Source organism: Cytobacillus sp. FSL R7-0696 (genome assembly GCF_038006865.1).
Lineage (GTDB): Bacteria > Bacillota > Bacilli > Bacillales > Cytobacillaceae > Cytobacillus > Cytobacillus kochii.
The window spans coordinates 2,342,441-2,367,361 of the sequence record NZ_JBBOWA010000001.1; the positions used below are offsets into that span (position 1 = coordinate 2,342,441).

Here is a 24,921-nt window from a genome sequence, read left to right on the forward strand (position 1 = left end):
AAATTCCCAATTTCCTCACATACTAAAACCATACAAATTCCACCAGTGAGGTTGTTTATTTATGCTGAAGACTGAAAAGAGAAATAAGGTGTTGTGGCTGAGTATGCTTTTTTTGTTATTACAGCCAATTATTGATGTGCTTACATCTTTGTCTATTCGTTTGAATGATCAAGCATTTACGCTTGGTTTAGCGATGCGTTTTTGTTTTTTAGTATTTATATGTGCTTACTTATTATTTACATCATATGTAAGAAAACCCGTGATTTTAGGCTATCTGTTGTTATTTGGCTTGTTTATTGTGATTTCGATTGGGGTTCAGTTTACGATGAAACCTGTTTTTATGTGGGGACCTGAGCTGAAATGGTTAATGAAAAATGTTTATTTTGTTGTCTGTTTTCTATTCTTTCTAGTGGCTTTTCGCAGAGGGTTTAGGATTTCTCCCCTCTATTATTTGATGATAGCTGTGATTTTGACTGGGGCGATGATGACGGTGGCGGGGCTTTCTGATACTGCGTTTCCTAGTTATGATTATTGGAAGAGTGGTCATGTTGGCTGGTTTTATGCTGGCAATGAGATTGGTGCCATTTTGGCTATGGGGTTACCGGTTGTATTGTATTTTGCCTTAAAAGGTTCGTGGTGGTTAATGGTAGGATTACTCACGGTTATGTATGGGTTGCTGGCTTTAGGGACGAAAGTGGGTTATGGGGCGATTTTGATTACATTGCTTATCAGCATTGGTACCTCTATTGTTCTTCGTTTGGTAAAAAGAGAATACATACAAAGAACTAAATTAGTTACACTTGGCATTTTGTTTGTTGTTTTTATTCTTATGACACCATATACCCCAGTTGCCCATAACATGGAGCTACAGCTTGATTGGCTTGGTGTTTCAAAAGAAGAAGGGAATACGCAAGTGATGACAAGTGAACAGAAGGATAACATCGTCTATAGCGGCAGGGAAATTTACTGGGAAGAGTATCAAGCTTATTTTCAAGAGGCGCCATGGATGCAAAAGCTTTTTGGCATGGGTTATGGTGGCAACTTTACGGATGAAGCCAAAACGATTGAGATGGATTTTTTAGATTTATTTTATTCCGTAGGAATGATAGGGTTTAGTTTATATTTGCTGCCCTTTGTCTATATGCTTTGGCAATTGATTAAACAAGCATTTCAAAATATGAAACGATTGATGGACTTAGAGGTCATTTTAGTACTCACTGGAGTAGCTCTAGGTCTTGGGGTCGCTTTTATCGCTGGTCATGTATTAACAGCACCTGGTGTGAGTATTTATTTAGCTGTACTAATGGCTTGGCTAGCCTGTGGAATCCAATCCGTGCGGCTTGAGAATTCTATGAACTAAGAATTCTCAGCTGCAAATTTCGAATGAACGCATTTTTTAAACAAACGTTTGATTGATTCTGTTAGGGCTTTCTCTTGAGTGTCCTAGCCCATTCAACGAACTTTTCCATTTCGGATATTCTCAATAATGTAGCCACTAGTATAGTGAAAATGACGGCGGTGAAGGTTGTCACTGATATCGAAAGCAGTGCTGGTAAGTAGGAATGATAGAGCTTATGTAAGCCGAAAAGACCGCCAGTTACGAGTAAGAACATCGTGAATACTTTTCCTTGAGAAAATAATAAATCCTTCATCTCTTGTCTCGGTATGTCTAATTCCTTCCGTAAAAAATATAGCAAAACAACCGTCTGTGAGACCATGCTGATAGAAGTAGCCAAGGCTACACCACCAATACCCATTAAAGGTGTTAAAATCAAACTAAAAATGATATTGACGATAATAGAGACGATTGCAGCTATCATGGTCATTTTCTCATTTTGTAAGGCAATAAATGAACGATTTAAAAATTCCTTTAATGCGATGGCGATCATACCTATTGAATAAAAGAAAAAGGCAATGCTCGTTATAGTAGTAGCGTTCGTATTGAATGCGCCTCTCTCATAAGCTACTTCAATCAATGTCCGGCTTTCTATTAACATGACCGCACTAATAGGTATGCCGACTAAGCTAATAATCGTCATACCGCTAATGATCAGTGGAATAAGCTCTTTCTTATTCTCTGCCGCCGTATCAATAATGGATGGAAACAACACGGTGATAAAGGATAGGAGAATGATACTTAACGGCAGAAACATCAGCTTGTTTGCATAGTTTAAGGCTGAAACGCTACCATCTATCAGTCCAGATGCAAAAAAGCGATCAATGACTGTATTAAACTGAAAAGCAATGGACGTAATAATTAATGGCATAAAAGAAAAAAAGGTTCTTTTAATGAATAGAGAATAGGTTTTAAAATGAAAATTAAGTCGAATTACTTTATACTTCTTTATAAACGGGTATTGTACAAGAAATTGACTAATGGCTCCTAACAAAGTGGCAATGGCTACACCGTATATCCCATAGAACTGTGAGAGAACGACAATACTAATGATAATCAGGATGTTTTGCGGGATGGCTCCCATTGCTGGTGGTGCGAATTCCTTTTCGTATTCTAAAATGCCAGTTGAAACGGCAGATAAAACGTAGAAGCAGAAGCTTGGTAGCATGATAATCGTTAATACATTTGTTACATACCACTGTTCTTCATTGAACCCTGGTGCCATCCATTGGGTAATGATAGGGGTGAATAAAATTGCGATGACAGTAATCACTAATGCAAGAATGAGGAATAAAGTCGTAAGTACCCCTACTACGTTTCGTGCTTCTAGTGAATGTTGTTTTTTTAATTCAGCATATAGAGGGATGATACCAGTTGTAATGGACATGCCAACTGCTGAGAATAATAAAACAGGGATAATGGATGCTACAAAGTAAGCATCAGCCACTGTTGAAGTACCGAAATAAGAGGCCATAAGCAATTCTCTTACAAAACCTAGAACCTTACTAATGATTGCAATACCTGTTATGAGTCCCGCAGCTTGGATAAGCTGTTTTTTCATCATGAATCTCCTTTAAGGAAAAGTGCTTTTTATTATTAGTATAATCAGAACGGTGTAAACTAAAACACCGACTATTAAGATAAAGATTGAGGTTATAAAATGAGTCATGATTACGTAAATATACTTGGGGTTCCCTTTATTAATACAAGCTTTACAGAAATGGAATCCATTTTAACCAACCATATAGATAAACAAGAAAAAACATTTGTCGTGACAGCGAATCCGGAAATCGTTATGTATGCCAAAGAGCATAAAGATTATCAAGAGATTATTCAATCAGCTCATTACGTGGTGCCTGATGGTAATGGGATTCTACTTGCTGCGAATATGCTTCAAAAGCCGATAAAAGAGCGTGTAACAGGCTTTGATTTAACAATGTCCTTATTAGAAGAAGGAAATAAAAAAGGCTGGCATGTATATCTTCTCGGAGGAAGGGAACAAGTAAATAAAAGAGCAGCTGAAAATATAGAAAAAGATTATCCGGGAATTAACCTTGTCGGTAGACATAATGGTTATTTTGATTGGGAAGATGGGCAAGTGGCTGAAGAAGTAGCAGCTTTAGCGCCAGATATCGTCTTGGTTGCTTTAGGCTTTCCACGTCAGGAAGAATGGATCACCACTAATTATCATCGCTTCTCTAAAGGGTTATTCATTGGGGTCGGTGGCACGATCGACATTATATCTGGTGAAATGAAACGAGCGCCTGAATTTTGGCAAAACCTTAAGTTAGAGTGGTTTTATCGCCTATTGAAGCAGCCCTCTCGTTGGAGAAGGGTGCTCGTTTTACCTCAATTTGTGAAGCAAGTACGGCAATCCAGAAAGCGAGATTGAAGTAAAAATCCCTAGAATCTGCAACTATTTTCTAAGCTGTTCCGTCTGATACTATGAAGAAGGATGGAATCTCAACGATGAAAGTACTCCATTTAAATGCAGGGAATGATACAGGTGGGGGCATGACACATATTCTTGATTTATTAGAGAATAGTGACCCTTCTGTTTTTACGCTAGGGATTTTTGAACCTGGACCGATTTATCAGAAGGCATTACAGCGAGGGATTCGCGTAAAGCTTTTCGCTACGAAAAAAAGATATGATCTATCAGTCATTCAGCGTTTAAAGAAATATATTGAATCAGAACAAATGACGATGATTCATACACATGGTGCGCGAGCAAATCTTTACGGTTATTTGCTAAAAAAAACCTACCGAGAATGTAAGTGGGTGACAACATTACATAGCAATCCCTATGATGATTTTCTTAATCGGGGCTTGAAAGGAAAAGCCTTTACTAAGTTGCATTTATGGCTTTTGAAGCACCCTGATTATTATTTCGCCATTTCTAATCGTTCCAAAGAGCTCTTGCTCTCCCATGGTGTGGATGGGAGTAAAGTGAAGACTATTTTCAATGGCATAGATTTTAACAGACAGATGCAGTCTTGTACGCTTGAACGCAAAGGGTTAGGGCTTGAGGCGAATGATTTTGTGATTGCTATGGTGGCGAGACTCACACCTGTAAAGGGCCATCGGATTGCCTTAGAAGCCATCAGCCGTGTCATGGCTAAAGCACCTCAGGTCAAACTCCTTTTAATAGGAGATGGCTTTTTAGAACAAGAATTAAAAGCTTTTGTGAACAACAAAGGATTAGCTAAACAAATAAAATTTTTAGGATATAGACAGGATATTGATGCCTTATTACAAATTTCAGATCTTCATCTATTATCATCATTAAGTGAGAATTTTCCAATTGTCTTATTAGAGGCAGCAAGAGCGAAAAAGCCGGTGATTTCGACCGATGTTGGTGGAGTCTGTGAATTGATTCCATCGAAAGATTATGGCTGGCTTGTTCCAGTGAAAGATGTCGACGCATTAGCGCTAGCAATTGAAGAGGCGATCAATGCCCATTATGTAGGTTCCTTGAAAAAAATCGGTGAAAATCTCTATAAACATGCATCAAGGTGGTTTAGTGTGGAGCATTTTCGGGAAAATGTGATGGACGCCTACAAAAATTGGACATAAATATTGCGGATTTTGTCAAAAAAAGTACCTTTTTAAATGGTACAACTATGATATAATAGGTTCGATATACAATTGTACGAATTTGTAAATTATGCCTGGTTCCAAGTGTGAAAGAGGGGCATGCTATCCATAAGGAGGGTCTTTATGATTTATTTGACCTTAATATTATGTTTTATATGCTCCGTTCTTTTAACACCGCTGGTAAAACGACTGGCCTTTAAGATAGGAGCAACAGACAAACCAAATAATCGAAAAGTCCATGAAAAAGTGATGCCTCGTTTAGGTGGTTTAGCGATTTATTTAAGCTTCATGCTCGGTGTGCTAATCTTCTCACCAAATAAAGAAGTGCATATCCCGATCATGGTCGGTGCATTTATCATCGTTATAATCGGTATGTTAGATGATAAATATCAATTACCTGCTAAGTATAAATTGATAGGGCAAATTGCTGCCGCATTAATCGTAGTCTTTTGGGGAAATGTGGAAGTTGAGTTTATTAACAACCCATTCTTTGGCGATAATCGGATCGACTTTGGTTATTTTGCTATCCCTATTACAATCTTATGGATTGTTGGTGTGACGAATGCAATTAACCTAATTGATGGTCTTGACGGATTAGCAGCTGGAGTATCATCGATTGCGCTATTTACGATTGCTGGGATGGCTGTATTCATGGGGAATACGTATGTAATTGCCATGGCTTCTTTGTTAATGGTAGCTACACTCGGGTTTCTTGTCTTTAACTTTCATCCAGCGAAAATATTTATGGGCGATACAGGGGCTCTCTTTTTAGGATATATGATTGCTGTCTTGTCATTGCTCGGCTTTAAAAATGTAACAGTGATTTCGTTTATTATCCCTATTTTAATTTTAGGTGTCCCATTATCCGATACGATTTTTGCGATATTTAGAAGGATTTTAAACAAGCAACCGATATCAGCACCAGATAAATCACATCTCCATCATTGCTTATTGAATGCAGGCTTTACCCATCGCCAAACAGTCTTATTAATTTATGCGATGGCAGCTACTTTTGGCATGATTGCCATTATCTTCTCTCAAGCAAAAGTATGGGGAGCCATCTTACTAATAGCCGTTGTCCTTGTCATGCTCGAATTATTTGCCGAACTGATCGGTCTACTCGGCAAAGACTACCAGCCCCTATTGAAAAGACTCAAAGGAAAAGGCAACTGATACAAAAGCTAACCAAATTGGTTAGCTTTTTTTTGTAGATTAAGAGGTTGATAAGGTTGATAGGGAAAAATTGGTAGAGTAATGCTTTATCTAGAGCCATTGGATAACTATATTGGTGGGCGAGAACTGTTTGAAGAAATGATGCGGAATAATAAATGCTCATGAATGTTGCGAAATAGAACGTAGAATGGGAACTGTGCGCAAGACTTGAGAGGTAATAGGAGAGAATTGCGAACAAATGGTATATACGCGTAAAAGATAGAGGGGACAGACAGGGAACTGCGCGTAAATGGAGTATACGCGCAAAAGAGAGAGAGGACAGGGAAGGAACTGCGCACAAGCGGCCTATACGCGCAAAAGAGAGAGGGGATAGGCAGGGAACTGCGTGTAAGCCGTGTATACGCGCAAAATAGAGAGAGAAAAGACAGAGAACTGCGCGTTAATGGAGTATACGCGCAAAAGAGAGAGGGAAAAGACAGGGAACTGCGCACAAGCGGCCTATACGCGCAAAAGAAAGAGAGAAAGATCATGGAATTGCGCGTAAGCCGTATATACGCGCAAAAGAGAGAGGGAAAAGGCAGGGAACTGCGCACAAGCGGCCTATACGCGCAAAAGAAAGAGAGAAAGATCAATGAATTGCGCGTTAATGGAGTATACGCGCAAAAGAGAGAGGGAAAAGACAGGGAACTGCGCACAAGTGGCCTATACGCGCAAAAGAAAGAGAGAAAGATCAATGAATTGCGCGCAAGCCGTGTAACGCGCAAAAGCCAAAAGGAGAAGGCAGAGAAGTGCGGGAAAGCCATGTATAAGTGTAAAGTAACAAGAAACGGAGATGCATGTATAAATTCCCGTACATTCTAATAAGAAAAGCTATCCATAGCTTTATAAAGTGCCCTTTAATTGAAGAAAAAATAGAAAGAAGTCTGGATAAACGAGAAATGCCCATACCAGTAGCTAGAAAACTAGAGAGAATGAGCCCACCTAAAAGAGAACCACAACAGTATGAGTAAGATGTGTCTGAATAAAAACCCCCAAACAGTTTTGAACTGCACCCCAATTGTTAGACACTATCTACAACTATTGGAGGTGCAGTTTTTTTGTCCAAATTTACTGCGGAAATGAAGCTACAAGCCGTGACTCGCTATTTAAGCGGAAAAGAAAGTTACAGAGAAATTGGAGAATCTATTGGAATAGATCACAAATCGATTGTTAAATGGGTAAGACAATACAACTACAATGGTGCAGAGGCATTGGTGAAACGTTGTACAAGTTATACACAAATGTTTAAACTAGAAGTACTACAATATATGACTGAAAATGGTACTTCTCTATGTGAAACGGCAGCTATTTTTAATATCCCAGCGCATTCCACTCTAGCTGTATGGAAAAGAAAGTTTGAAACACAAGGGATAGATGCCCTTCAGTCACAGGAACAGGGGCGTCTATCCATGAAAAAAGATTCAAATAAACAAAGTTCTACTGACCGTTCTTTTGAAGCACTAGAAAATCGAATAAAACAACTGGAAATGGAAAATGAGTATTTAAAAAAGTTGAATGCCTTAGTTCAAAACAAGGAAAAATCACCAAACAAGACAAAGCACAAGTAGTCTATGAGTTAAGGCATAAGTATTCGGTGAAGTCACTCGTAAAACTCGCTGGCATTCCACGCAGCACCTATTATAATTTAGTAAAACGAATGAATCGACTTGATCCAGACACCGATATAAAAGGAGAAATCCAAGCCATTTATGAAGAACATGAAGGTCGTTACGGTTACCGTCGTATTCGGGATGAGCTAGTGAATCGTGGGAAAAAAGTAAATCATAAGAAGGTTCAACGAATCATGAAAGAGCTGGGTTTAAGATGCCTAGTGCGGATGAAAAGGTATAAATCTTATAAAGGCACAGTCGGTAAAATAGCGCCAAATCATTTAGACCGTCAATTTAGTGCGGACGCACCGAATGAAAAATGGGTAACAGATATTACAGAATTCAAGCTATTTGGTGAAAAGCTGTATCTATCGCCTGTATTAGATTTATTTAATGGTGAAATTATTACGTATACCATCGGTTCTCGACCAACGTATTCATTAGTTTCGGACATGTTAGAAAAAGCATTAGAATCCTTACCAGAAAGGCATCAATTACTCATGCATTCCGACCAAGGATGGCATTATCAAATGAACCAATATCGCAACTTGCTTCAAGCAAAAGGGGTTAAACAGAGTATGTCACGTAAAGGTAACTGTTACGATAACTCTGTAATGGAAAACTTCTTTGGGATACTGAAGTCAGAATTGCTTTATTTTAAGGAATTTGAAAGTGTGAACCACTTTAAACTAGAATTAGAAAAATATATAGAATACTATAATAGGAAACGGTTAAAGGGAAAATTGAAAATGAGTCCGGTACAATACCGAACTCATTTTGAACAAGTTGCCTCATGAAATAACTGTGTCTAACTTTTAGGGGTCACTACATTTTTTGTTTGGGGGTTTCTATAAAGCATAATTCTATTAATATTCGCTATTGTAACCAGCTTCACTTGATTCAGTAGAAATTTCGCCGTCTGTTGAACTCTCGCCATTTGTCGGATCAGTAGATTCATTTTGTCCGAGGTTCGTAGTCCCTAAATCAAGATGGCTTTGTAGTTCTGAAATAACTTCCTGTAATCCAGTATCATCTATTTGATAATAATACACACGATTACCATTAGAGTTTGGTAAGTACATATCTTGACCTTTGAGATTGAGCATTTCAATATCTGGTGTCATGCCACTAGAAGTCGCATAACTAATAAGTGATTTCATTTGGTCGAAGGAAAGGTCTGTTTCCATATTGTTTCCGACTGCTTCGATGACATCCCCGTATTTCGAAATAGCATCTACTGATACGGCTTTTTTCATCATCGCTTTAACGATTTCTTGTTGTCTTTGCCCGCGCATAATGTCATTATCTTGCTTTCTCGTACGTGCTAGCGCTAATGCTTCTTCCCCATTTAATGTTTGCAAGCCCTCTTCTAATTGAATAGCCCCTGCGTTGTCATTTGAGTCTTGCTCAGATAAGGCATAAGGTACTTCTACTTCCACTCCACCTAGTGCATCAATGATCTCAATGAATGCATCAAAATTTAACTTTAAGTAAAAATCAATGGGGATATCGAGTAGCTGCTCAACCGTTTCAATAGAAGTGAGTGGTCCGCCGTGAGCGTGAGCATGGGTGATTTTGTCTTGATAACCAAGCTTAGGAATCTGAACATAAGAATCACGAGGGATGCTTAATAGTTTAATAGATTTTGATTCCTTATTAAATGTTGCGACCATTAATGCATCTGAACGCGCTGAATTACTAAAACCCCGTTTACTACTATCATCGACTCCGATAATGAGTAGTGAAAAGTTATCAACATCAGGTTGTACAGCTACATCTCGCTTGGTTTCTCTTTCTAGTGGGTTATATGTGCTGTTCATCGCTGTCTCTGCTTTATTATAGAGATAGGCACCGTAGGCAGTGGCACTTAGGGCAAGGACTAGTAGAGGAAGAAGGATAAATGCGAAAACACGTCTTCTGCGCTTCACTTTACGTCTCCTCACCTTTTGGGCATTACGACCATCATAAGACATATGATTGCTCCTTTATTAGTAAAAATTTAATCGATTCTTTACATAGTTAATGTTTATTTTACAATGGATTTGTATATACGTAAAATATTTACTCAGAAATTGTCGATTCTAAATATAACACGTCACCTTCAGTTATTTCTGCTTGTCCATTTGTTAATTCGATCATCCAGGCATTGAAGTTAGCTGTTTCTTCGTCTTTTACATAAGTTTCAATTTCAACAAGATCGGCATAATGGATTTCTTTTATTGGATAAATGGAAGCACGTAATTCATTTTCGAGTTTTCCAAGAAAGGTATAATCAACTTTTGTATGCATGATGCGCATTAGCTTTCTTTCAACAATACCTGTAGCAAGTAAACCTTCGGATGTAGCTTTACCGTAAGCGCGAATTAAACCGCCGGCACCAAGTTTAATGCCACCAAAATAGCGGGTGACTACCACGACGGTATCCTTTAATTGTCTCTTTTTTAACACTTCAAGCATCGGTACACCAGCTGTACCACTCGGTTCACCATCATCGTTAGCTTTCTGAATTAAATCATGCTCACCAATTAAATAGGCAGAACAATTATGAGTGGCATTCCAGTTTTGCTTCTTTATTTTCTGAATAAATGTTTGCGCTTCTTCTTCTGTTTCTGCTCGGTCAATATATGCAATAAATCTAGATTTTTGTATAATAATTTCATGTTCCCCGTAACCTTTGACGGTATGATATTGTGGAAGCAAAAATATCGCTCCTTCCTGCAAGTCTCTTCCTATTATAATTCGACAATCTTCGGAAAACATAAATATTAATAGATTGTAAACAAACTTTAATATTGTCGAATCGTTGAAGTGATATAATAAGTATGTATCTGAGGATAACTATAGATATTGCCAATAATCCTCTTTTTTTAACATAAAATTAGGATATATGACATATAAAAAATTTTCAAGCGTGCGACTTTTTATCGAATTTTGTGTCAAATGGTATTATTTTCTGCCGCTACACATGGTCGAATACCGCTTTTCAAGGTAAAATAAGGAATAGCAACAACAGGGTATACCCTTGGAGGAATCGCGAATGAGTATAAAAAAATTTGATACGAAGTCGCTCGATTTAATTTTAGAAAAGATGATAGAAACGGTCGGTACGAGTAAGAATGAAATTTTCCGGATTGGTGAGCAATGTCGAAAAGATTATGAGACCTTAACCGAAGAACTGAAAGATGTAAAGGTAATGGTTATTAAAGTCATTGATGAAGGCGACCGTTTAGAAAGTCAAACACGTTTTGCGCGTAAACGATTATCTGAAGTCAGTATGCATTTCAAAGATTACACGGAAGCGCAAGTACGTGATGCATATGAAAAAGCCCATCAATTACAAATGGATCTATCGATGAATCGGCAAATGGAAAAGCAGCTTCGTGACCGTAGAGACGACATTGAAAGAAGATTAGTGGGCGTTAGTGATACGATTGAGCGTGCTGAGCATTTAATTTCCCAAATTACTGTTGTCATGAACTACTTGATGAGTGACATCAAGCAAATGGGTGAGATGCTTGAAGATGCGAAGATGAAACAAGAATTTGGCTTACAAATCATTGAGGCGCAAGAAGAAGAGCGTAAAAGGCTCTCACGTGAAATACATGACGGCCCGGCGCAAATGATGGCGAATGTGATGATGCGCTCTGATTTGATTGAACGTGTTTATAAAGAGCGTGGCACAGATGAAGCCATGGAGGAAATAAGGAATTTAAAGAAAATGGTCAGAAGTGCTTTATATGAGGTCCGTAGAATTATTTATGACCTGAGACCAATGGCTTTAGATGACTTAGGTCTTGTTCCTACATTAAAGAAGTATCTACAAACAATCGAAGAATATCATAATTCGACCAAAATCACTTTCATGAATGTTGGTAAAGAGGTTCGTTTACCAAGTCAATATGAAGTGGCGCTATTCCGACTCATTCAAGAAGCTGTGCAGAATGCGATGAAGCATGCTGATGCAGAAGAGATTATTGTAAAAACTGAAATTAATAATGAAAGAATAGCAGTCGTCATTAGAGATAATGGTAAAGGGTTTGATATTAATAAGAAAAAAGCACAATCCTTTGGTATTATCGGCATGAGAGAAAGAGTTGAACTTCTGGAGGGCCAGCTTTCGATAGATTCCAATATTGGTAAAGGCACAATTATTATTATTCAAGTACCTTATATGAAATAATAGTTAATTGATGTTGAAACTGGTCAAACATCATGATAGATATAAAACAGTTGAAGATTGGGAGGGGAAGAACTTGAATACTAAAATAGTAATTATTGACGACCATCAACTTTTCCGAGAGGGCGTAAAACGTATTCTTGATTTTGAAAAAACATTTAACGTGGTAGCAGAAGGTGACGATGGCGACGAAGCGATCAGACTCGTTGAAGAAAATCAACCAGACGTAGTTATCATGGATATTAACATGCCGAATATTAATGGCGTGGAAGCAACGCGTCAATTAGTAGAGAAATATCCAGATTCTAAAGTAATCATTCTTTCAATCCATGATGATGAAAACTATGTTACGCACGCTTTAAAAACCGGAGCAAGTGGTTACCTACTTAAAGAAATGGATGCAGATGCATTAGTTGAGGCAGTAAAAGTAGTTGCAGAGGGTGGTTCTTACCTTCATCCGAAAGTAACGCACAATCTTGTCAACGAATACCGTCGCCTTGCTTCAGAAGGAACTGGCACAACAGGCGCTTATGGACAAATCGAAATCCGTCGTCCGCTACATTTACTTACTCGACGCGAGTGTGAAGTGCTCCAACTCCTTGCAGACGGAAAAAGTAACCGCGGCATCGGTGAAGCATTATATATTAGTGAAAAAACAGTCAAAAACCATGTAAGTAACATCCTGCAAAAAATGAACGTCAATGACCGTACACAAGCGGTTGTCGTAGCCATCAAAAACGGTTGGGTAGAAGTTCGCTAAACCCAGCCTTTCATACATATGAAGAAACACTCCAAATATGGAGTGTTTTTTTGTTGAAAATGGGATCGGTTCGAAAATAGAACGGTAGGTCAAGGAAAGGGAAGGCGTCCATTTAATGAAGGGAGAGACATGATTATAAGAAATATGAGCAATGTATAAATTTTGTAGATAATAGGGGAGGAGTAGAACATATGAGTAGCGTGAAAGAAGGAATCGCGACTAAAAAAGGAAGAGAGAAAGAGATGAGTAGCGTAAAAGACAAGAACCGCGACTAATAAAAGAAAAGAGGAGAAGATAAGTAGGGCAAAAGTGAGAATCGCGACTAAAAAAAGAAAAGAGGAGAAGATAAGTAGGGCAAAAGTGAGAATCGCGACTAAAAAAAGAAAAGAGGAGAAGATAAGTAGGGCAAAGGCAAGAATCGCTACTAATAAAAGAAGAGCGGGGAAGATAAGTAGGGCAAAGACAAGAATCGCGACTAAAAAAAGAAGAGCGGGGAAGATAAGTAGGGCAAAGACAAGAATCGCGACTAAAAAAAGAAGAGCGGGGAAGATAAGTAGGGCAAAAGTGAGAATCGCGACTAAAAAAAGAAGAGAGGAGAAGATAAGTAGGGGAAAGGCAAGAACCGCGACTAATAAAAGAAAAGAGGAGAAGATAAGTAGGGCAAAAGTGAGAATCGCGACTAAAAAAAGAAGAGAGGAAAAGATAAGTAGGGCAAAGGCAAGAACCGCGACTAAAAAAAGAAAAGAGGAGAAGATAAGTAGGGCAAAGGCGAGAATCGCGACTAAAAAAAGAAAAGAGGAGAAGATAAGTAGGGGAAAGGCAAGCACCGCGACTAAAAAAAGAAAAGAGGAGAAGATAAGTAGGGCAAAAGCAAAAACCACGACTAAAAAAGAAGAGAGGAAGAGCTAAGTAGCGTAAAAGCAAGAATCGCATTTAATTTCTCGGGCCCCTCTCGAGCGTAAGATATTGGATATAGATATCCCTAAATTCCCCAAGAAAAGGAACCTGAGCTGAGAGTTGCAACACACATATAAGGGGGGATTATCATATAAAATGTGTAAATCCTAATTGACTCTAGGTGTTTCAAAATTGAGTTTTTAACTGGATCATGGAAAGAGTTGACTCATGACTGGAGAAGGAGCTACTTTACAATCAAAGCCTGCGCTCTTACATCACCGCAAAAGTTAAAACCCCAGACTTCGAGTATGAATCAAACCAACCACCCAACCACCCCAAAAGCCCACCAAAAAGTAAAAGATTTCCCATTAAACCTCTCTAAACTTAATGCATTTTTATTAACTTTCATATAGAATGGTAACAGAACATATAGTAGAGAAAAAAGTGAAGGAGTCACTCTATTTATGAAAACGGCCGTAGTAACGGATAGTACATCTTATATCCCACAAGAATTGAGAGAAAAGCTGAATATTCACATGATCCCGCTGAGTGTGATATTTGGCAATGAATCATATAAAGAAGAAATAGAAATCACTGCAGAAGGTTTTTATGAGGAAGTCAAACATAAGGATTTGCCGAAAACATCACAGCCATCTGTAGGTGATTTTGTCACATTGTTTGAAACGTTGAAGCAAGACTATGATGCCATCATCTCCATCCACTTATCAAGCGGGATTAGTGGCACCTATCAAGGGGCAGTCTCTGCCGGTAATATGGTTGAAGGCATTCCCGTCTATCCTTTTGACTCAGAAATTAGCGCGCGTGTACAAGGTTTCTATGTCGTCAAAGCAGCCGAAATGGCAGCTGACGGGAAGTCGCCAGCAGAAATTATGGACAAACTGAATGAAATGAAACAATCCATTCGTGCTTATTTCATGGTTGATGATCTGTCACATCTACAAAGAGGTGGCCGCTTATCGAGTGCGCAAGCAATCTTAGGAAGTCTTCTCCAAGTGAAACCATTGCTTCATTTTGAAAATAAGCTCATCGTGCCTTTCGAAAAAATCCGTACGCGTAAAAAAGCAATGAAACGGATCGTGGATTTGTTAGCGGAAGATGCAGCGAGTGGAGAAGCTTATGAAGCCTCTATTATTCATGCAAATCGTTTAGAGGAAGCGCAGAAATGGAAGGAAGAGCTAGAAGCACAATTACCGAATGTCACTTTTGGTATTAGCTATTTTGGTGCAGTTATTGGTACACATCTTGGCGAAGGCTCAATGGGTCTTGGCTGGGTAAAAAAATAATACATCTACTAAGGAGTTATTATCGCAGACAAAACGAACCACTGCTGAAATAACTCCTTTTTTTAGCCACGAAAGGAGTCTATATGCGAATACTCATGAAAGATTACCTACTCATCCCCGTATTTCACCACGACTCAGCTTCTTACACTATTACAGAACTTCCGAACATTCCTCACCATAACCACAACCCTACATACCGCTTCAATCCACAAATTCAGACATTCCTATTCGGTAAACAATTACTGCTAGATGAAATCCCTCACCCTGTAGAAGAACTATTCACCCATGTGAACGAAGGTTATATCACGCTTCGTCGACCCTTTATAAAAGAAGGTAGAAAAATCAAATGTGCTCGCTGTGGTAGTAGTCATCATCTAGCGACATATCCTTGTGCTCGTTGTGGAAATGAGCAGTGCCATTATTGTCGCAATTGCTTGATGATGGGAAGAGTGTCGGCTTGTACTCCACTTCTTAGTTGGAATGGACCAAACCCGAGCACCCTAATAGACGACCAACCGTTAAAATGGGATGGGACGCTTTCTACAGGACAGCAACAAGCATCTACAGCAGTTGTCGCAGCCATTGATAACAAAAAAGAGTACCTGGTTTGGGCGGTATGTGGCGCAGGTAAAACCGAAGTGCTTTTTGCAGGAATTGCTCATGCACTAAAGCAAGGACAGCGCGTGTGTCTTGCTACTCCAAGAACAGATGTCGTCTTAGAACTGGCACCCCGTCTGAAAAAAGTGTTTCCCCACACCACGATTGCCGCACTGTATGGTGGAAGTGAAGACCGGCACCTTTTTGCCAATCTAGTCATCAGCACAACACATCAGTTGTTCCGCTTTTATTGTGCTTTTGATACAGTCATTGTTGATGAAGTGGATGCCTTTCCTTACACAATGGATGCCACGCTGCAGTATGCTGTTCAGCAAGCGAAAAAGTCTGCAGCTGCCACAATTTATTTAACAGCTACTCCTTCAAGGAAGTGGCAAAAAGAATGTCGGCAAAATAAAAGAGCATACATGACCATCCCTGCTCGTTTCCATCGGTTTCCTTTACCGATTCCCCAATTTAAATGGATTGGACAATGGACAAGCCCCCTAAAAAACGCCCGTCTCCCTTTTGTGTTAAAAAAATGGTTACAGCAACGCATTGAAAAAGAGAAACAGGTTTTGCTGTTTATTCCTAAAATTAAGCTAATAGATGATATGCTACCTCTCATACAAAAACTTCATCCTAAAGTGGAGGCAGTGCATGCGGAAGATCCTTTACGAAAAGAAAAAGTCCAGAAAATGAGAAAGCAAGAGACGCTTATTTTACTCACAACAACGATTTTAGAAAGAGGAGTGACTTTTCCTCATATAGATGTTGCTGTATTAGGAGCAGAAGAGCGCATTTTCACAGAAAGTGCACTTGTTCAAATAGCTGGAAGGGTTGGGAGAAGTGTTGAAGCACCAACAGGGGATGTTGTTTTTTTTCATTATGGTAAAACAACTGCAATGGTACGGGCTAAAAAGCAAATACTGCAAATGAATAAAGAAGCAAAACAAAGGGGCTTACTTCATGAATAGCTGTCTCTTTTGTCAAAAAGAAATGCAACTTCCTGGTGGATTTCAAGCATTGTTTCAAAAAGCTGCGCAGTCATTTTGGTGTGAAGACTGTATAGCAAAATGGGCATTTATCAAAGGTCCTACTTGCCCTACTTGCCACCGGTGGATGGAAACGGCTGAAATCTGTCTCGACTGTAAGAGGTGGCAAGCGGACCCAATATATAGCGGTTGTCTGGACGAGAATATTTCTGTGTTAGCATACAACTCTTTTTGTCAGCAAGTGCTCGCTCAATATAAGTATCGGGGTGATTATATCCTCGCAGTTGCAATTGCTGATTTGCTAAAATCGAAATTAAAACAGATAAGCTTTGATCTTATTACACCGATTCCGCTGAGTGAAGAAAGACGCTATGAAAGAGGGTTCAATCAATCAGAAGCACTGATCACCGCATTAGGCAAAAAGCCCACCATTCTCCTCACCCGTATGCATACAGAAAAACAATCAAAGAAAACAAGAAAGGAAAGATTAGAGACACCACAAGTTTTTCGATTCACGGGTCAACAAGAAATGAGCGGGAAGAAAGTGTTAATCGTCGACGATATTTATACGACAGGTACGACTCTTTATCATGCAGCTAAATTGCTAAAAGAGGCAGGAGCAAGTGAGGTTCGATCATTGACGATGGCAAGAAGTTAAAAAAGTTAGCCGATCCTGACGATATATAGAATAGAAGCTATCAGTAGAGGTGAAAAGAATGGCGGAGATCGCAAACTGCCCTAGATGTAATGCCTTATTTATGAAAAATCAAGTCAGCACCATTTGCCAAGCATGTTTTAAAAAAGAAGAAGAAGCGTACGAAGTCGTATATGCCTTTCTAAGGAAAAGAGAAAATCGTGCTGCGACTATGCAAAGAATAACAGAAGCAACAGGAGTAGAGGAGTGGCTCCTGCAGAAGTTTGTTCGATCAGGTCGATTAAAGGTGGCGCAATTTCCCCAGCTAGGCTACCCTTGCGATCAGTGTGGTACATTAATTCAAGAAGGAAGAATTTGTGAGTCTTGTCGCAAAGCATTACAAAAAGAATTAGAGCAATTTGAACGAGAGCAGGATCGGATAAAAGAAAGAGAGAGAACCTACTATTCTTATAGAGGTAAACAGTCTTAAAGAAGGGAGTCTAAAGAACTAATGTTTTCTTTTGGAATGATAGTATGTATGTAAAATTTACTAAAAGTGTAATATCACTTTAAACTCATTCTATTTATACCGATAATAGGAGTAATAAAAGGGACGAAGAAAGCGGGGGATTTATAATGAAGGTTAATCATTTTAACGCGGCAAACCAGGTCAATCCCTACCAACGCCAAGCGAATATGACAAAGCAAGTAGAGCAAGCGAAGACGAATCAAGCAGATAAACTTGAAATTTCTTCAAAAGCATTAGAAATGCAAAAAACATCACAATCAGATCCTGCTCGCCAAGCAAAGGTGGAGCAATTAAAAATGCAAGTGGAAAATGGTACGTATCATGTTGATGCGAATGAATTGGCGAAAAGCTTAGTTCAACATTTTCAACAAAAACGCTCTTAAGGAGGATGTGGTATGTCTGCTGAAGCACTTCTCACTGCGATGGAACGCTTAATATCTTATCATCAAAGCCTTTATGAGCTTGCAGGCCAGAAGACAGATATGATTAAAAAGGGTGATATGGCAGCATTAGATCAGATGCTAAAAGATGAACAAAGCCATGTCGCAACAATTAAGAAGCTTGAACAAGCGCGTATCCAGATCGCAGCAAGTCTTGTACCAAGTATAGATAAGCCAACATTAGCAGACTGTATACTAGTACTGGAACAGCATGAACAACAAGCTTTACTTGAAAAAAGAGAGCAGTTATCATCCGTTATTGACAAACTAAAAGAGAAAAATCAATTGAATCAACAATTGATTTATCACTCCTTGCAATATGTGAATTTAACTATGAATCTCGTCAATCCGAAAGCAGCTGCGCAAAATATGAATTATATTCATCCGCAAAAAGCGAAATCTCAGGCTGCAACAGGAATGTTCCAGTCGAAAGTGTAGGATAGAGAAAAGAGAGGAAACGTTATGAAATCTACTTTTATGGGGTTAGAAACGGCGAAAAGAGCCATACATACACAACAAAGTGCACTCTATACAACCGGGCATAATATCGCCAATGCGAATACTGTAGGATATACGAGACAACGGGTGAACTTTACACAAACAAATGCTTTTCCGTCTGTTGGAATGAATGCGCCATACATGCCAGGACAAATTGGAACGGGTGTTCAGGCAGGATCGGTTCAACGCATACGCGAAGACTATTTGGATGTACAGTACCGTAATGAGCACAATAAATTCGGTTATTGGAATACGAGAAGCAGTGAGCTTTCCCGAATTGAAAGTGTCATGAATGAGCCGTCAGATACTGGCCTTGCGAATACATTAGATCAGTTTTGGAATGCTTTGCAAGATTTATCTACTAACCCTGAAGATTCAGGTGCACGTTCGGTTGTTCGTCAGCGTGGGATTGCCGTGAGTGACACTTTTAATTATTTGGCAGGACAACTGAGCGCTCAAAAAGCAGATGTCGGTGAGCAAATTGATATGAATGTGAAAACAATTAATTCAATCCTCACACAAATTAACCAGATTAATGAGCAAATTGCCAGCGTAGAACCACATGGCTATTTGCCGAATGATTTATATGATAAAAGGGACGTCCTTGTCGATCAACTCTCAGGCTTAGTCAACATTAAAGTGAGTGCTACACCAAGTGGTGGGAATGCAAGTAGTCAAGCTGCAGGGAAATATTCGATTGAATTAGTCGATGGGAATGGTAAAAGTGTCGGTACTTTACTCGATGGGAAAAATGATATCGTCCAATCATTGAGTGTCAAAAAAGACCCTGAAACACAAGCTATTGCTAGTTTGCAAATCGGTAATAAATCGATGGCAGCATCAGATTTCACTTCGAAAGGGAGTTTACTTGCGAATATAGATATGTACGGCAAAATAGATGCCACTGGAAAGGAAACAGGTGTTTATTCTGATATGCTTGCGAATCTGGACTTAATGGCTTTCCGCTTTGCCACGGCCTTTAATGCTGTCCATCAAAGTGGCTGGAGTTTATCTGAAATTGAGAGTGGCGTAAAGAACGGTGTGGACTTCTTTGAAATTGGCGATAATGCAGCAGGGGCCGCAGCCAATATAAAAGTGTCTGATTCAATCATGAATAATTTAAATCATATTGCCGCTTCCTCAAGTAGTGAGTTATTTACGGGTTCTATTACGAAACATGCGGACAACCCATCGACTGGTAACCCAACGATTCTGGGTGCGTTCAGTGGTATTCAAACATATGATACCCCGCCGATCACGATTAGTGAGGCAAAAATTGAGTTGACTTATGATAATGGCTCATGGAAGTACTCCGCTTATGATTTAGACGGCAACCCAATAGCCGACCATCAAAATCAAGCAGTGAAAGAAAATATGAATCTCTTTGGCCTTAAAATCGATACTAGTACAATCTCTAACTTACAATCTGGTTCTACTTGGTCATTTGAGTTAACAGGTATTGGACAAAACCCTTCGAGCGAAAGTTTTGTTGGTGACGGTTCTAATGCAGTTGCTCTGGCAAATGTAAAAGACATGATGCTCGATTTTAATGGATCAGATACAAATATGATGAGCTTCTACCAAGGGATGATTGGGGAGTTAGGAGTAACTACACAAGAGGCTAATCGAATGACGGAAAATGCTGCTACGCTAACCGATACGGTCCAATTTAACCGTTCTTCAGTAAGTTCGGTTTCTCTTGATGAAGAAATGTCCAATATGATCATGTTTCAACATGCTTATAGTGCAGCGGCTAGGCAAATCACTGCAATAGACGAAATGCTTGATACCATAATTAATGGTATGGGCAGAGTTGGAAGATAAGGAGGTAATGACTGATGCGCGTAACACAATCCATGCTTTCACAAAATTCACTAAAACATATTCAAAACAACTATCAAAAGCTTGGTAAGTTAGAAGAGCAGCTATATACCGGCAAAAAAGTGAATCGCCCGTCTGATGATCCTGTAGCAGCGATGAAAGGGGTCAATTACCGTTCCCAAGTAACGGCTGTATCCCAATATCAACGCAATTTAGGTGAAGTATATAACTGGATGGATAATACGGAATCGGCACTGGATGAAACGAATAAAATTATCCAGCGTATCCGTGATCTTACGGTACAGGCTTCCAGTGATTCATATGATGCGGGTCAACGTAAGAACGTGGCTAGTGAAATTGAACAGCTGCGAAATCAATTAGAGACGATCGCCAATACAAAAGTGAATAATAAGTATATTTTTAACGGCTCAGATACAACGAATAAGCCAGTAGATTTAAAGAAAATTGATCAAAATGTTGATATCAGCACAATTGATGCGAATAATGCCAAGGATTATGTACTTTTCGATGAGAAGGGTAGTCAGCTTGTTTGGAATGAATCTTCGAATGCATTTAAAGCTCAAGATGGCACTGAAATCGGATTCCCGATACCAGATTCTTTTGTAGCGAAAGAAAAAGGAGCGGTTGCTAGCAATGCTGAAGGCGTAAAAATTGAAGTTTCTGCAGGCATTCATCTCGATGTGAATAGTAAGCCGCAAAATGTCTTTTCATTAGATTTATTTAAAGATATTGGCAACTTAATTGATAAGTTGAAATCACCTGATACAACAGCGGATGATTTATCTGGGGAGCTGGATATGATTGATCATCACCATAATAATGTAATCTCTGAAATGGCAGATATCGGTGCTAAATCTAATCGAGTAGAGATGGTGGAAAGTCGTTTAGGGAATCAAGAGATACTTGCCAAAACCATGATGTCTAATAACGAAGATATCGATGCAGAGAAGGTCATTATTGAATTAACATCCCAAGAAGCTCTCCACCGTGCTTCTTTAGCAGTAGGAGCAAGCATTATTCAACCAACATTAATGGACTTTTTACGATAAAAAACGCTGACGACGGTTCATCTCTATAGATGGGCCGCTCGTCATGTAAAGAGCGGTGAATCTATGCATACACCTTATTTAGAAATAACGACAAAACAAGCGCAACTTGGTATCAATTATTATCAACCTGTGATGAAAATCAAACAGTCGCAAGCAGACGTTTCGATGCATCAGCCACCAGCTAAGCTTACCATTAGTCATGAAGCATCCCGGCTTTTTATTGATCAATCAGAGGCGCGAGCTGACCTGGATAATAAAGGGGCAGGCAGGCGAGTCGCAGAGGCGGCTGAACAGGCAAAGATGACGGCAATAACAGGGATCTCTAGGCGAGTCCGTGAAGGTGATGCGATGATGAAAATTGAGAACGGAGCAGGCGCCATCCCACAAATTGCGAAACAAAATAGTGAGCCCAACCAAAAGACACCAGGGATCGGCTATTTACCAAAAAACCATTTCCGGGTACAAATCGATTATGATCCAGGGAACGTCGATGTGAACGTAACCCCGCAAACGCCAGCCATTGATGTAAGTATCAATCGACCACAAATCGCTCATGAAAACTGGCAAGCACAAATTTATTTACAGCAAAAAGAAGCGATTAACTTTGAACTAAGAGATTTTCAAGTGGATCAGCTTATTTAAGGAAGTGTTACGATGAAAATTGAGACAAAATATCAAGGGACAGTGGAAGTGTCAGCAGAGCAACACCTTCATTTTCCGGTAGGCTTGCCAGGGTTTCCAGAAGAACAGCAATATGTGCTTCTTCCCTTTTTAGAAGAACTCCCTTATTTTATTTTACAATCAATCAATACGGCAGAGTTAGCGTTTGTCGTTGTCGACCCGTATGCCTTTTTTGCTGATTACGAATTTCAGCTCAATGAAGCGTCGCAACATGCGCTGCAAATTGAACAACCGGAAGACGTAGCTACTTTTGTCATTCTCACATTGAAGGAACCGTTTAAGTCATCAACGGCGAATTTGCAAGGTCCATTGGTGATTAATATGAAAAAACGAATGGGGAAACAGCTTGTCTTAAATGATGCGCGCTACAAGACAAAGCATCCGTTATTCCAGCTGAAGGAGGAGGATGCCTCATGCTCGTACTAACCCGTCGCAAAAACGAATCGATTATCATTAATGAAAACATCGAAATCACGATCGTCGCTGTCGAAGGAGACCAAATCAAACTTGGCATCCAAGCACCAAAAGACATCGACATCTACAGAAAAGAAGTTTACCTACAAATTCAGACAGAAAACAACGAAGCCGCGCAAAACCCTGTTGATTTAATGGCACTATTGAAACATAATACTGAGAAATAAACCGGTTGGAGATATCGGTTTATTTTTTTATATTTGTTTGATGATAAACAAACGAATCAAGAATACATGTTGAAGTAATGATAAGGGATGTAATCAGAAGGCAATAGAGACAAGTAATTTCTTAATTATTAATTTAATTATAAAAAAGTATTAAACAAACTTTATAGCACTCCGATAATAAATAAGAATAAAGCGACAAGCTTTACTTCAATCCACAAGGACGTGGAAAAATACAACTCATGGAGGAATTCAAATGATTATTAACAATAATATTTCAGCATTAAACACGTATCGTCAATTAGGCGTAAACAACAATGCAAACGCTAAAGCGATGGAGAAATTATCTTCAGGTCTTCGTATTAACCGTGCAGGAGATGACGCAGCAGGTCTTGCAATCTCTGAAAAAATGCGCGCGCAAATCCGCGGTTTAGACCAAGCTAGCCGTAACTCTCAAGATGGTATCTCAATGATCCAAACTGCTGAAGGAGCGCTACAAGAATCACAAAACATTCTTCAACGTATGCGTGAACTTGCTACACAAGCAGCCAATGACTCAAACGTTGGATCTGACCGTGAAGAAATCCAAAAAGAAATCAACCAATTAACTTCAGAAATCAACCGTATCGGTAATACGACAGAATTCAATACACAAAAATTAATCGATGGTGGAAAAGATGGATCAGAAGCAGTAACTGCTGTTGCAGGTGAACATACTTTTTCATTTGGTGATATCGGAAGTGTTGATGGAGTAAGTACTATCACAATTGATGATGAGGTATTTACTTATGTTGCTGGTGGCGGTACGGCTGCTGATGGAACATTTAGTGATGCAGATGAGTTAGTTGCTGCTATCGAAGCTAATGATAAATTAAAAGATAAATATGCTGCTACAAATACAACAGGAACGATCTCTCTTGAACAAGAAGCTGGTCAAGAATCATCAGTTGCTCCAACTATCTCAGGTGCGACTTTAACAGAAGTAACAGCTGGAGTAGAAGGAAAAGCTGCTGGAGCAGGTTCTAGCATTACATTCCAAATTGGTGCAAACGAAAACCAAAGCATGAGCATCAATATCTCTGATATGAGAGCTTCTGCGCTAGGAATCACTACTGCTGGTACTACAGATTCTAAATTAGGTGTAACTGACGGAACAAGCTCAACAATTCAAGAATCTGCACTAAGTGTATTAACTCACGAAGATGCAGCTGCAGCGGTTACTAAATTCCAAGAAGCAATTGATAAAGTATCTGCAGAGCGTTCTAAACTAGGTGCTAGCCAAAACCGTCTAGAGCACACAATCTCTAACTTAAACAACTCTTCCGAAAACCTTCAAGCAGCTGAATCACGTATCCGTGACGTAGATATGGCTAAAGAAGTTATGGAAATGACACGTACAAACATTCTTTCTCAAGCTTCTCAAGCGATGCTTGCGCAAGCAAATCAAAAACCACAAGCGGTTCTTCAATTATTAGGTTAATTCGTCGCTTATTGGTATTTTCATCTAAGAAGTCTCAGCTTTGTCTGGGGCTTCTTTTTGTCTTTTTAGGCAAAAAGACCTTATATATAAGAAAAAGGTCGCTGTTTTTTCTCTAATAAAAACCGAACTTTAGATTGATAGAGAGCCTTATGGTTGTTTCCGATATAAAGAGAAAATAGGTGATTTCGGTAAGGGGCGAATAGGGATGAGAGTAGAGTCGAATATGAGAATGATGGTGGACTCGCCTTTTGTTATTCAGCAGAAAGAAAAAAGCCAACATGAAAGAAATTTTACAATAAAAGATAAAGCAAAGATGTCTGCTCCTGAAGTACAAAAAGACTTCTTGCAATCAAAGGTGGAGCAGGCAAATAGTCATTTGCAGACGCATTATACTTCGGTACAGTTCCAATTACATGAAAAGCTCGATCGCTATTATGTAGAAGTCGTTGATGCAGATACAAAAGAAGTCGTTCGTGAAATACCTCCGAAGGATTTCCTCGATATGATTGCAGAAATGACAGAATTTCAAGGACTGATGGTGGATCAAAAAGTCTAGAAGCTACTGGCTGATGCTAGTGGCTTTTTATT

Annotated in this window: 25 protein-coding genes; 22 read left to right on the forward strand and 3 right to left on the reverse strand. The window is 39.2% G+C overall.

Annotated features, from left to right (window positions below; genetic code table 11):
* Positions 1 to 61 precede the first annotated feature (61 nt).
* A complete protein-coding gene (locus MKX29_RS12035) occupies positions 62 to 1,360 on the forward strand; it encodes an O-antigen ligase family protein (RefSeq protein WP_341105685.1) in 1,299 nt (432 codons plus the stop codon).
* Positions 1,361 to 1,421: 61 nt separating this feature from the next.
* On the opposite strand, the gene murJ is transcribed toward MKX29_RS12035, so the two are convergent.
* Positions 1,422 to 2,957 (reverse strand): murein biosynthesis integral membrane protein MurJ, encoded by a 1,536-nt coding sequence (gene murJ / locus MKX29_RS12040; protein WP_289434666.1) that lies wholly within the window; start codon positions 2,955 to 2,957, stop codon positions 1,422 to 1,424.
* 99 nt (positions 2,958 to 3,056) lie between these two features.
* Between murJ and MKX29_RS12045 the strand changes: the two genes are divergently transcribed.
* The 5 genes from MKX29_RS12045 (at position 3,057) to MKX29_RS12065 (ending at position 8,612) form a co-directional block, all read left to right on the forward strand.
* Positions 3,057 to 3,788 (forward strand): WecB/TagA/CpsF family glycosyltransferase, encoded by a 732-nt coding sequence (locus tag MKX29_RS12045; protein ID WP_341105688.1) that lies wholly within the window; start codon positions 3,057 to 3,059, stop codon positions 3,786 to 3,788.
* A gap of 77 nt (positions 3,789 to 3,865) precedes the next feature.
* Positions 3,866 to 4,972 carry a glycosyltransferase gene (locus MKX29_RS12050; RefSeq protein WP_224937167.1) on the forward strand — a complete coding sequence of 369 codons (1,107 nt, stop codon included), beginning with the start codon at positions 3,866 to 3,868 and terminating at the stop codon, positions 4,970 to 4,972.
* 144 nt (positions 4,973 to 5,116) lie between these two features.
* The gene (locus MKX29_RS12055; RefSeq protein ID WP_224937166.1) at positions 5,117 to 6,166 is read left to right on the forward strand and encodes an MraY family glycosyltransferase; all 1,050 of its coding nucleotides are present in this window, start codon (positions 5,117 to 5,119) and stop codon (positions 6,164 to 6,166) included.
* A gap of 528 nt (positions 6,167 to 6,694) precedes the next feature.
* A complete protein-coding gene (locus tag MKX29_RS12060; protein WP_341105691.1) occupies positions 6,695 to 7,027 on the forward strand; it encodes a hypothetical protein in 333 nt (110 codons plus the stop codon).
* Between the two features lie 236 nt (positions 7,028 to 7,263).
* Positions 7,264 to 8,612, forward strand: a protein-coding gene (locus tag MKX29_RS12065) for an IS3 family transposase (protein ID WP_224935613.1) whose coding sequence is annotated in 2 segments (ribosomal slippage) — positions 7,264 to 7,708 and positions 7,708 to 8,612 — 1,350 coding nt in all. Because the reading frame shifts where the segments join, the coding sequence is not laid out codon by codon here.
* Positions 8,613 to 8,681: 69 nt separating this feature from the next.
* Here MKX29_RS12065 and MKX29_RS12070 read toward each other — a convergent pair.
* The gene (locus tag MKX29_RS12070) at positions 8,682 to 9,788 is read right to left on the reverse strand and encodes an LCP family protein (protein ID WP_341105694.1); all 1,107 of its coding nucleotides are present in this window, start codon (positions 9,786 to 9,788) and stop codon (positions 8,682 to 8,684) included.
* A gap of 88 nt (positions 9,789 to 9,876) precedes the next feature.
* Entirely contained in the window at positions 9,877 to 10,515 is a 639-nt protein-coding gene (locus MKX29_RS12075) for a YigZ family protein (RefSeq protein ID WP_341105696.1), read from the reverse strand.
* Positions 10,516 to 10,852: 337 nt separating this feature from the next.
* Here MKX29_RS12075 and MKX29_RS12080 point away from each other — a divergent pair, with 337 nt between their 5' ends.
* The 16 genes from MKX29_RS12080 (at position 10,853) to MKX29_RS12155 (ending at position 24,889) form a co-directional block, all read left to right on the forward strand.
* Positions 10,853 to 11,995: a sensor histidine kinase gene (locus tag MKX29_RS12080; RefSeq protein ID WP_095371820.1), complete on the forward strand. Its 1,143-nt coding sequence runs from the start codon at positions 10,853 to 10,855 to the stop codon at positions 11,993 to 11,995.
* 73 nt (positions 11,996 to 12,068) lie between these two features.
* Complete coding sequence (locus MKX29_RS12085) at positions 12,069 to 12,752, forward strand: response regulator (protein WP_224937162.1); 684 nt, start codon at positions 12,069 to 12,071, stop codon at positions 12,750 to 12,752.
* 309 nt (positions 12,753 to 13,061) lie between these two features.
* Positions 13,062 to 13,661, forward strand: coding sequence for a hypothetical protein (locus tag MKX29_RS12090; protein WP_341105698.1), 600 nt, complete (start codon positions 13,062 to 13,064; stop codon positions 13,659 to 13,661).
* 452 nt (positions 13,662 to 14,113) lie between these two features.
* A complete protein-coding gene (locus tag MKX29_RS12095) occupies positions 14,114 to 14,953 on the forward strand; it encodes a DegV family protein (protein ID WP_341105699.1) in 840 nt (279 codons plus the stop codon).
* A gap of 83 nt (positions 14,954 to 15,036) precedes the next feature.
* The gene (locus MKX29_RS12100) at positions 15,037 to 16,524 is read left to right on the forward strand and encodes a DEAD/DEAH box helicase (protein WP_289434661.1); all 1,488 of its coding nucleotides are present in this window, start codon (positions 15,037 to 15,039) and stop codon (positions 16,522 to 16,524) included.
* Positions 16,517 to 17,200, forward strand: a complete 684-nt coding sequence (locus MKX29_RS12105) for a ComF family protein (RefSeq protein WP_289434660.1) — start codon at positions 16,517 to 16,519, stop codon at positions 17,198 to 17,200. Before MKX29_RS12100 ends, MKX29_RS12105 begins: the two co-directional genes overlap by 8 nt.
* Before the next feature lie 58 nt (positions 17,201 to 17,258).
* On the forward strand, positions 17,259 to 17,666 hold the full coding sequence (locus MKX29_RS12110) for a TIGR03826 family flagellar region protein (RefSeq protein WP_095371824.1): 408 nt from the start codon (positions 17,259 to 17,261) through the stop codon (positions 17,664 to 17,666).
* A gap of 146 nt (positions 17,667 to 17,812) precedes the next feature.
* Positions 17,813 to 18,088: a flagellar biosynthesis anti-sigma factor FlgM gene (gene flgM / locus MKX29_RS12115; RefSeq protein WP_095371825.1), complete on the forward strand. Its 276-nt coding sequence runs from the start codon at positions 17,813 to 17,815 to the stop codon at positions 18,086 to 18,088.
* A gap of 12 nt (positions 18,089 to 18,100) precedes the next feature.
* Positions 18,101 to 18,583, forward strand: a complete 483-nt coding sequence (locus tag MKX29_RS12120; protein ID WP_251162137.1) for a flagellar protein FlgN — start codon at positions 18,101 to 18,103, stop codon at positions 18,581 to 18,583.
* 24 nt (positions 18,584 to 18,607) lie between these two features.
* Positions 18,608 to 20,467 (forward strand): flagellar hook-associated protein FlgK, encoded by a 1,860-nt coding sequence (gene flgK, locus MKX29_RS12125; protein WP_341105703.1) that lies wholly within the window; start codon positions 18,608 to 18,610, stop codon positions 20,465 to 20,467.
* A gap of 14 nt (positions 20,468 to 20,481) precedes the next feature.
* Positions 20,482 to 21,534, forward strand: a complete 1,053-nt coding sequence (gene flgL, locus MKX29_RS12130; RefSeq protein WP_251162135.1) for a flagellar hook-associated protein FlgL — start codon at positions 20,482 to 20,484, stop codon at positions 21,532 to 21,534.
* A 63-nt stretch (positions 21,535 to 21,597) separates the two neighbouring features.
* On the forward strand, positions 21,598 to 22,176 hold the full coding sequence (locus MKX29_RS12135) for a DUF6470 family protein (RefSeq protein ID WP_289434657.1): 579 nt from the start codon (positions 21,598 to 21,600) through the stop codon (positions 22,174 to 22,176).
* Between the two features lie 12 nt (positions 22,177 to 22,188).
* Positions 22,189 to 22,641 (forward strand): flagellar assembly protein FliW, encoded by a 453-nt coding sequence (gene fliW / locus MKX29_RS12140; RefSeq protein ID WP_251162133.1) that lies wholly within the window; start codon positions 22,189 to 22,191, stop codon positions 22,639 to 22,641.
* On the forward strand, positions 22,629 to 22,856 hold the full coding sequence (gene csrA / locus MKX29_RS12145; protein ID WP_251162132.1) for a carbon storage regulator CsrA: 228 nt from the start codon (positions 22,629 to 22,631) through the stop codon (positions 22,854 to 22,856). Before fliW ends, csrA begins: the two co-directional genes overlap by 13 nt.
* 253 nt (positions 22,857 to 23,109) lie before the next feature.
* On the forward strand, positions 23,110 to 24,333 hold the full coding sequence (locus MKX29_RS12150; protein WP_341105705.1) for a flagellin N-terminal helical domain-containing protein: 1,224 nt from the start codon (positions 23,110 to 23,112) through the stop codon (positions 24,331 to 24,333).
* A gap of 205 nt (positions 24,334 to 24,538) precedes the next feature.
* Positions 24,539 to 24,889 (forward strand): flagellar protein FlaG, encoded by a 351-nt coding sequence (locus tag MKX29_RS12155; RefSeq protein ID WP_224937149.1) that lies wholly within the window; start codon positions 24,539 to 24,541, stop codon positions 24,887 to 24,889.
* Positions 24,890 to 24,921: the final 32 nt, after the last annotated feature.

Excerpts from the sequence above, each read along its gene's own strand:
- MKX29_RS12070 (WP_341105694.1), bottom strand. The coding sequence starts at position 9,788 with ATGTCTTATGATGGTCGTAATGCCCAAAAGGTGAGGAGACGTAAAGTG.
- MKX29_RS12110 (WP_095371824.1), top strand. The coding sequence starts at position 17,259 with ATGGCGGAGATCGCAAACTGCCCTAGATGTAATGCCTTATTTATGAAA.
- MKX29_RS12055 (WP_224937166.1), top strand. The coding sequence starts at position 5,117 with ATGATTTATTTGACCTTAATATTATGTTTTATATGCTCCGTTCTTTTA.
- MKX29_RS12150 (WP_341105705.1), top strand. The coding sequence starts at position 23,110 with ATGATTATTAACAATAATATTTCAGCATTAAACACGTATCGTCAATTA.
- MKX29_RS12135 (WP_289434657.1), top strand. The coding sequence starts at position 21,598 with ATGCATACACCTTATTTAGAAATAACGACAAAACAAGCGCAACTTGGT.
- csrA (WP_251162132.1), top strand. The coding sequence starts at position 22,629 with ATGCTCGTACTAACCCGTCGCAAAAACGAATCGATTATCATTAATGAA.
- MKX29_RS12060 (WP_341105691.1), top strand. The coding sequence starts at position 6,695 with ATGGAATTGCGCGTAAGCCGTATATACGCGCAAAAGAGAGAGGGAAAA.
- flgL (WP_251162135.1), top strand. The coding sequence starts at position 20,482 with ATGCGCGTAACACAATCCATGCTTTCACAAAATTCACTAAAACATATT.
- MKX29_RS12050 (WP_224937167.1), top strand. The coding sequence starts at position 3,866 with ATGAAAGTACTCCATTTAAATGCAGGGAATGATACAGGTGGGGGCATG.
- MKX29_RS12120 (WP_251162137.1), top strand. The coding sequence starts at position 18,101 with ATGTCTGCTGAAGCACTTCTCACTGCGATGGAACGCTTAATATCTTAT.
- murJ (WP_289434666.1), bottom strand. The coding sequence starts at position 2,957 with ATGAAAAAACAGCTTATCCAAGCTGCGGGACTCATAACAGGTATTGCA.
- fliW (WP_251162133.1), top strand. The coding sequence starts at position 22,189 with ATGAAAATTGAGACAAAATATCAAGGGACAGTGGAAGTGTCAGCAGAG.
- MKX29_RS12105 (WP_289434660.1), top strand. The coding sequence starts at position 16,517 with ATGAATAGCTGTCTCTTTTGTCAAAAAGAAATGCAACTTCCTGGTGGA.
- MKX29_RS12100 (WP_289434661.1), top strand. The coding sequence starts at position 15,037 with ATGCGAATACTCATGAAAGATTACCTACTCATCCCCGTATTTCACCAC.
- MKX29_RS12080 (WP_095371820.1), top strand. The coding sequence starts at position 10,853 with ATGAGTATAAAAAAATTTGATACGAAGTCGCTCGATTTAATTTTAGAA.
- MKX29_RS12095 (WP_341105699.1), top strand. The coding sequence starts at position 14,114 with ATGAAAACGGCCGTAGTAACGGATAGTACATCTTATATCCCACAAGAA.
- MKX29_RS12045 (WP_341105688.1), top strand. The coding sequence starts at position 3,057 with ATGAGTCATGATTACGTAAATATACTTGGGGTTCCCTTTATTAATACA.
- flgK (WP_341105703.1), top strand. The coding sequence starts at position 18,608 with ATGAAATCTACTTTTATGGGGTTAGAAACGGCGAAAAGAGCCATACAT.
- MKX29_RS12155 (WP_224937149.1), top strand. The coding sequence starts at position 24,539 with ATGAGAGTAGAGTCGAATATGAGAATGATGGTGGACTCGCCTTTTGTT.
- MKX29_RS12035 (WP_341105685.1), top strand. The coding sequence starts at position 62 with ATGCTGAAGACTGAAAAGAGAAATAAGGTGTTGTGGCTGAGTATGCTT.
- flgM (WP_095371825.1), top strand. The coding sequence starts at position 17,813 with ATGAAGGTTAATCATTTTAACGCGGCAAACCAGGTCAATCCCTACCAA.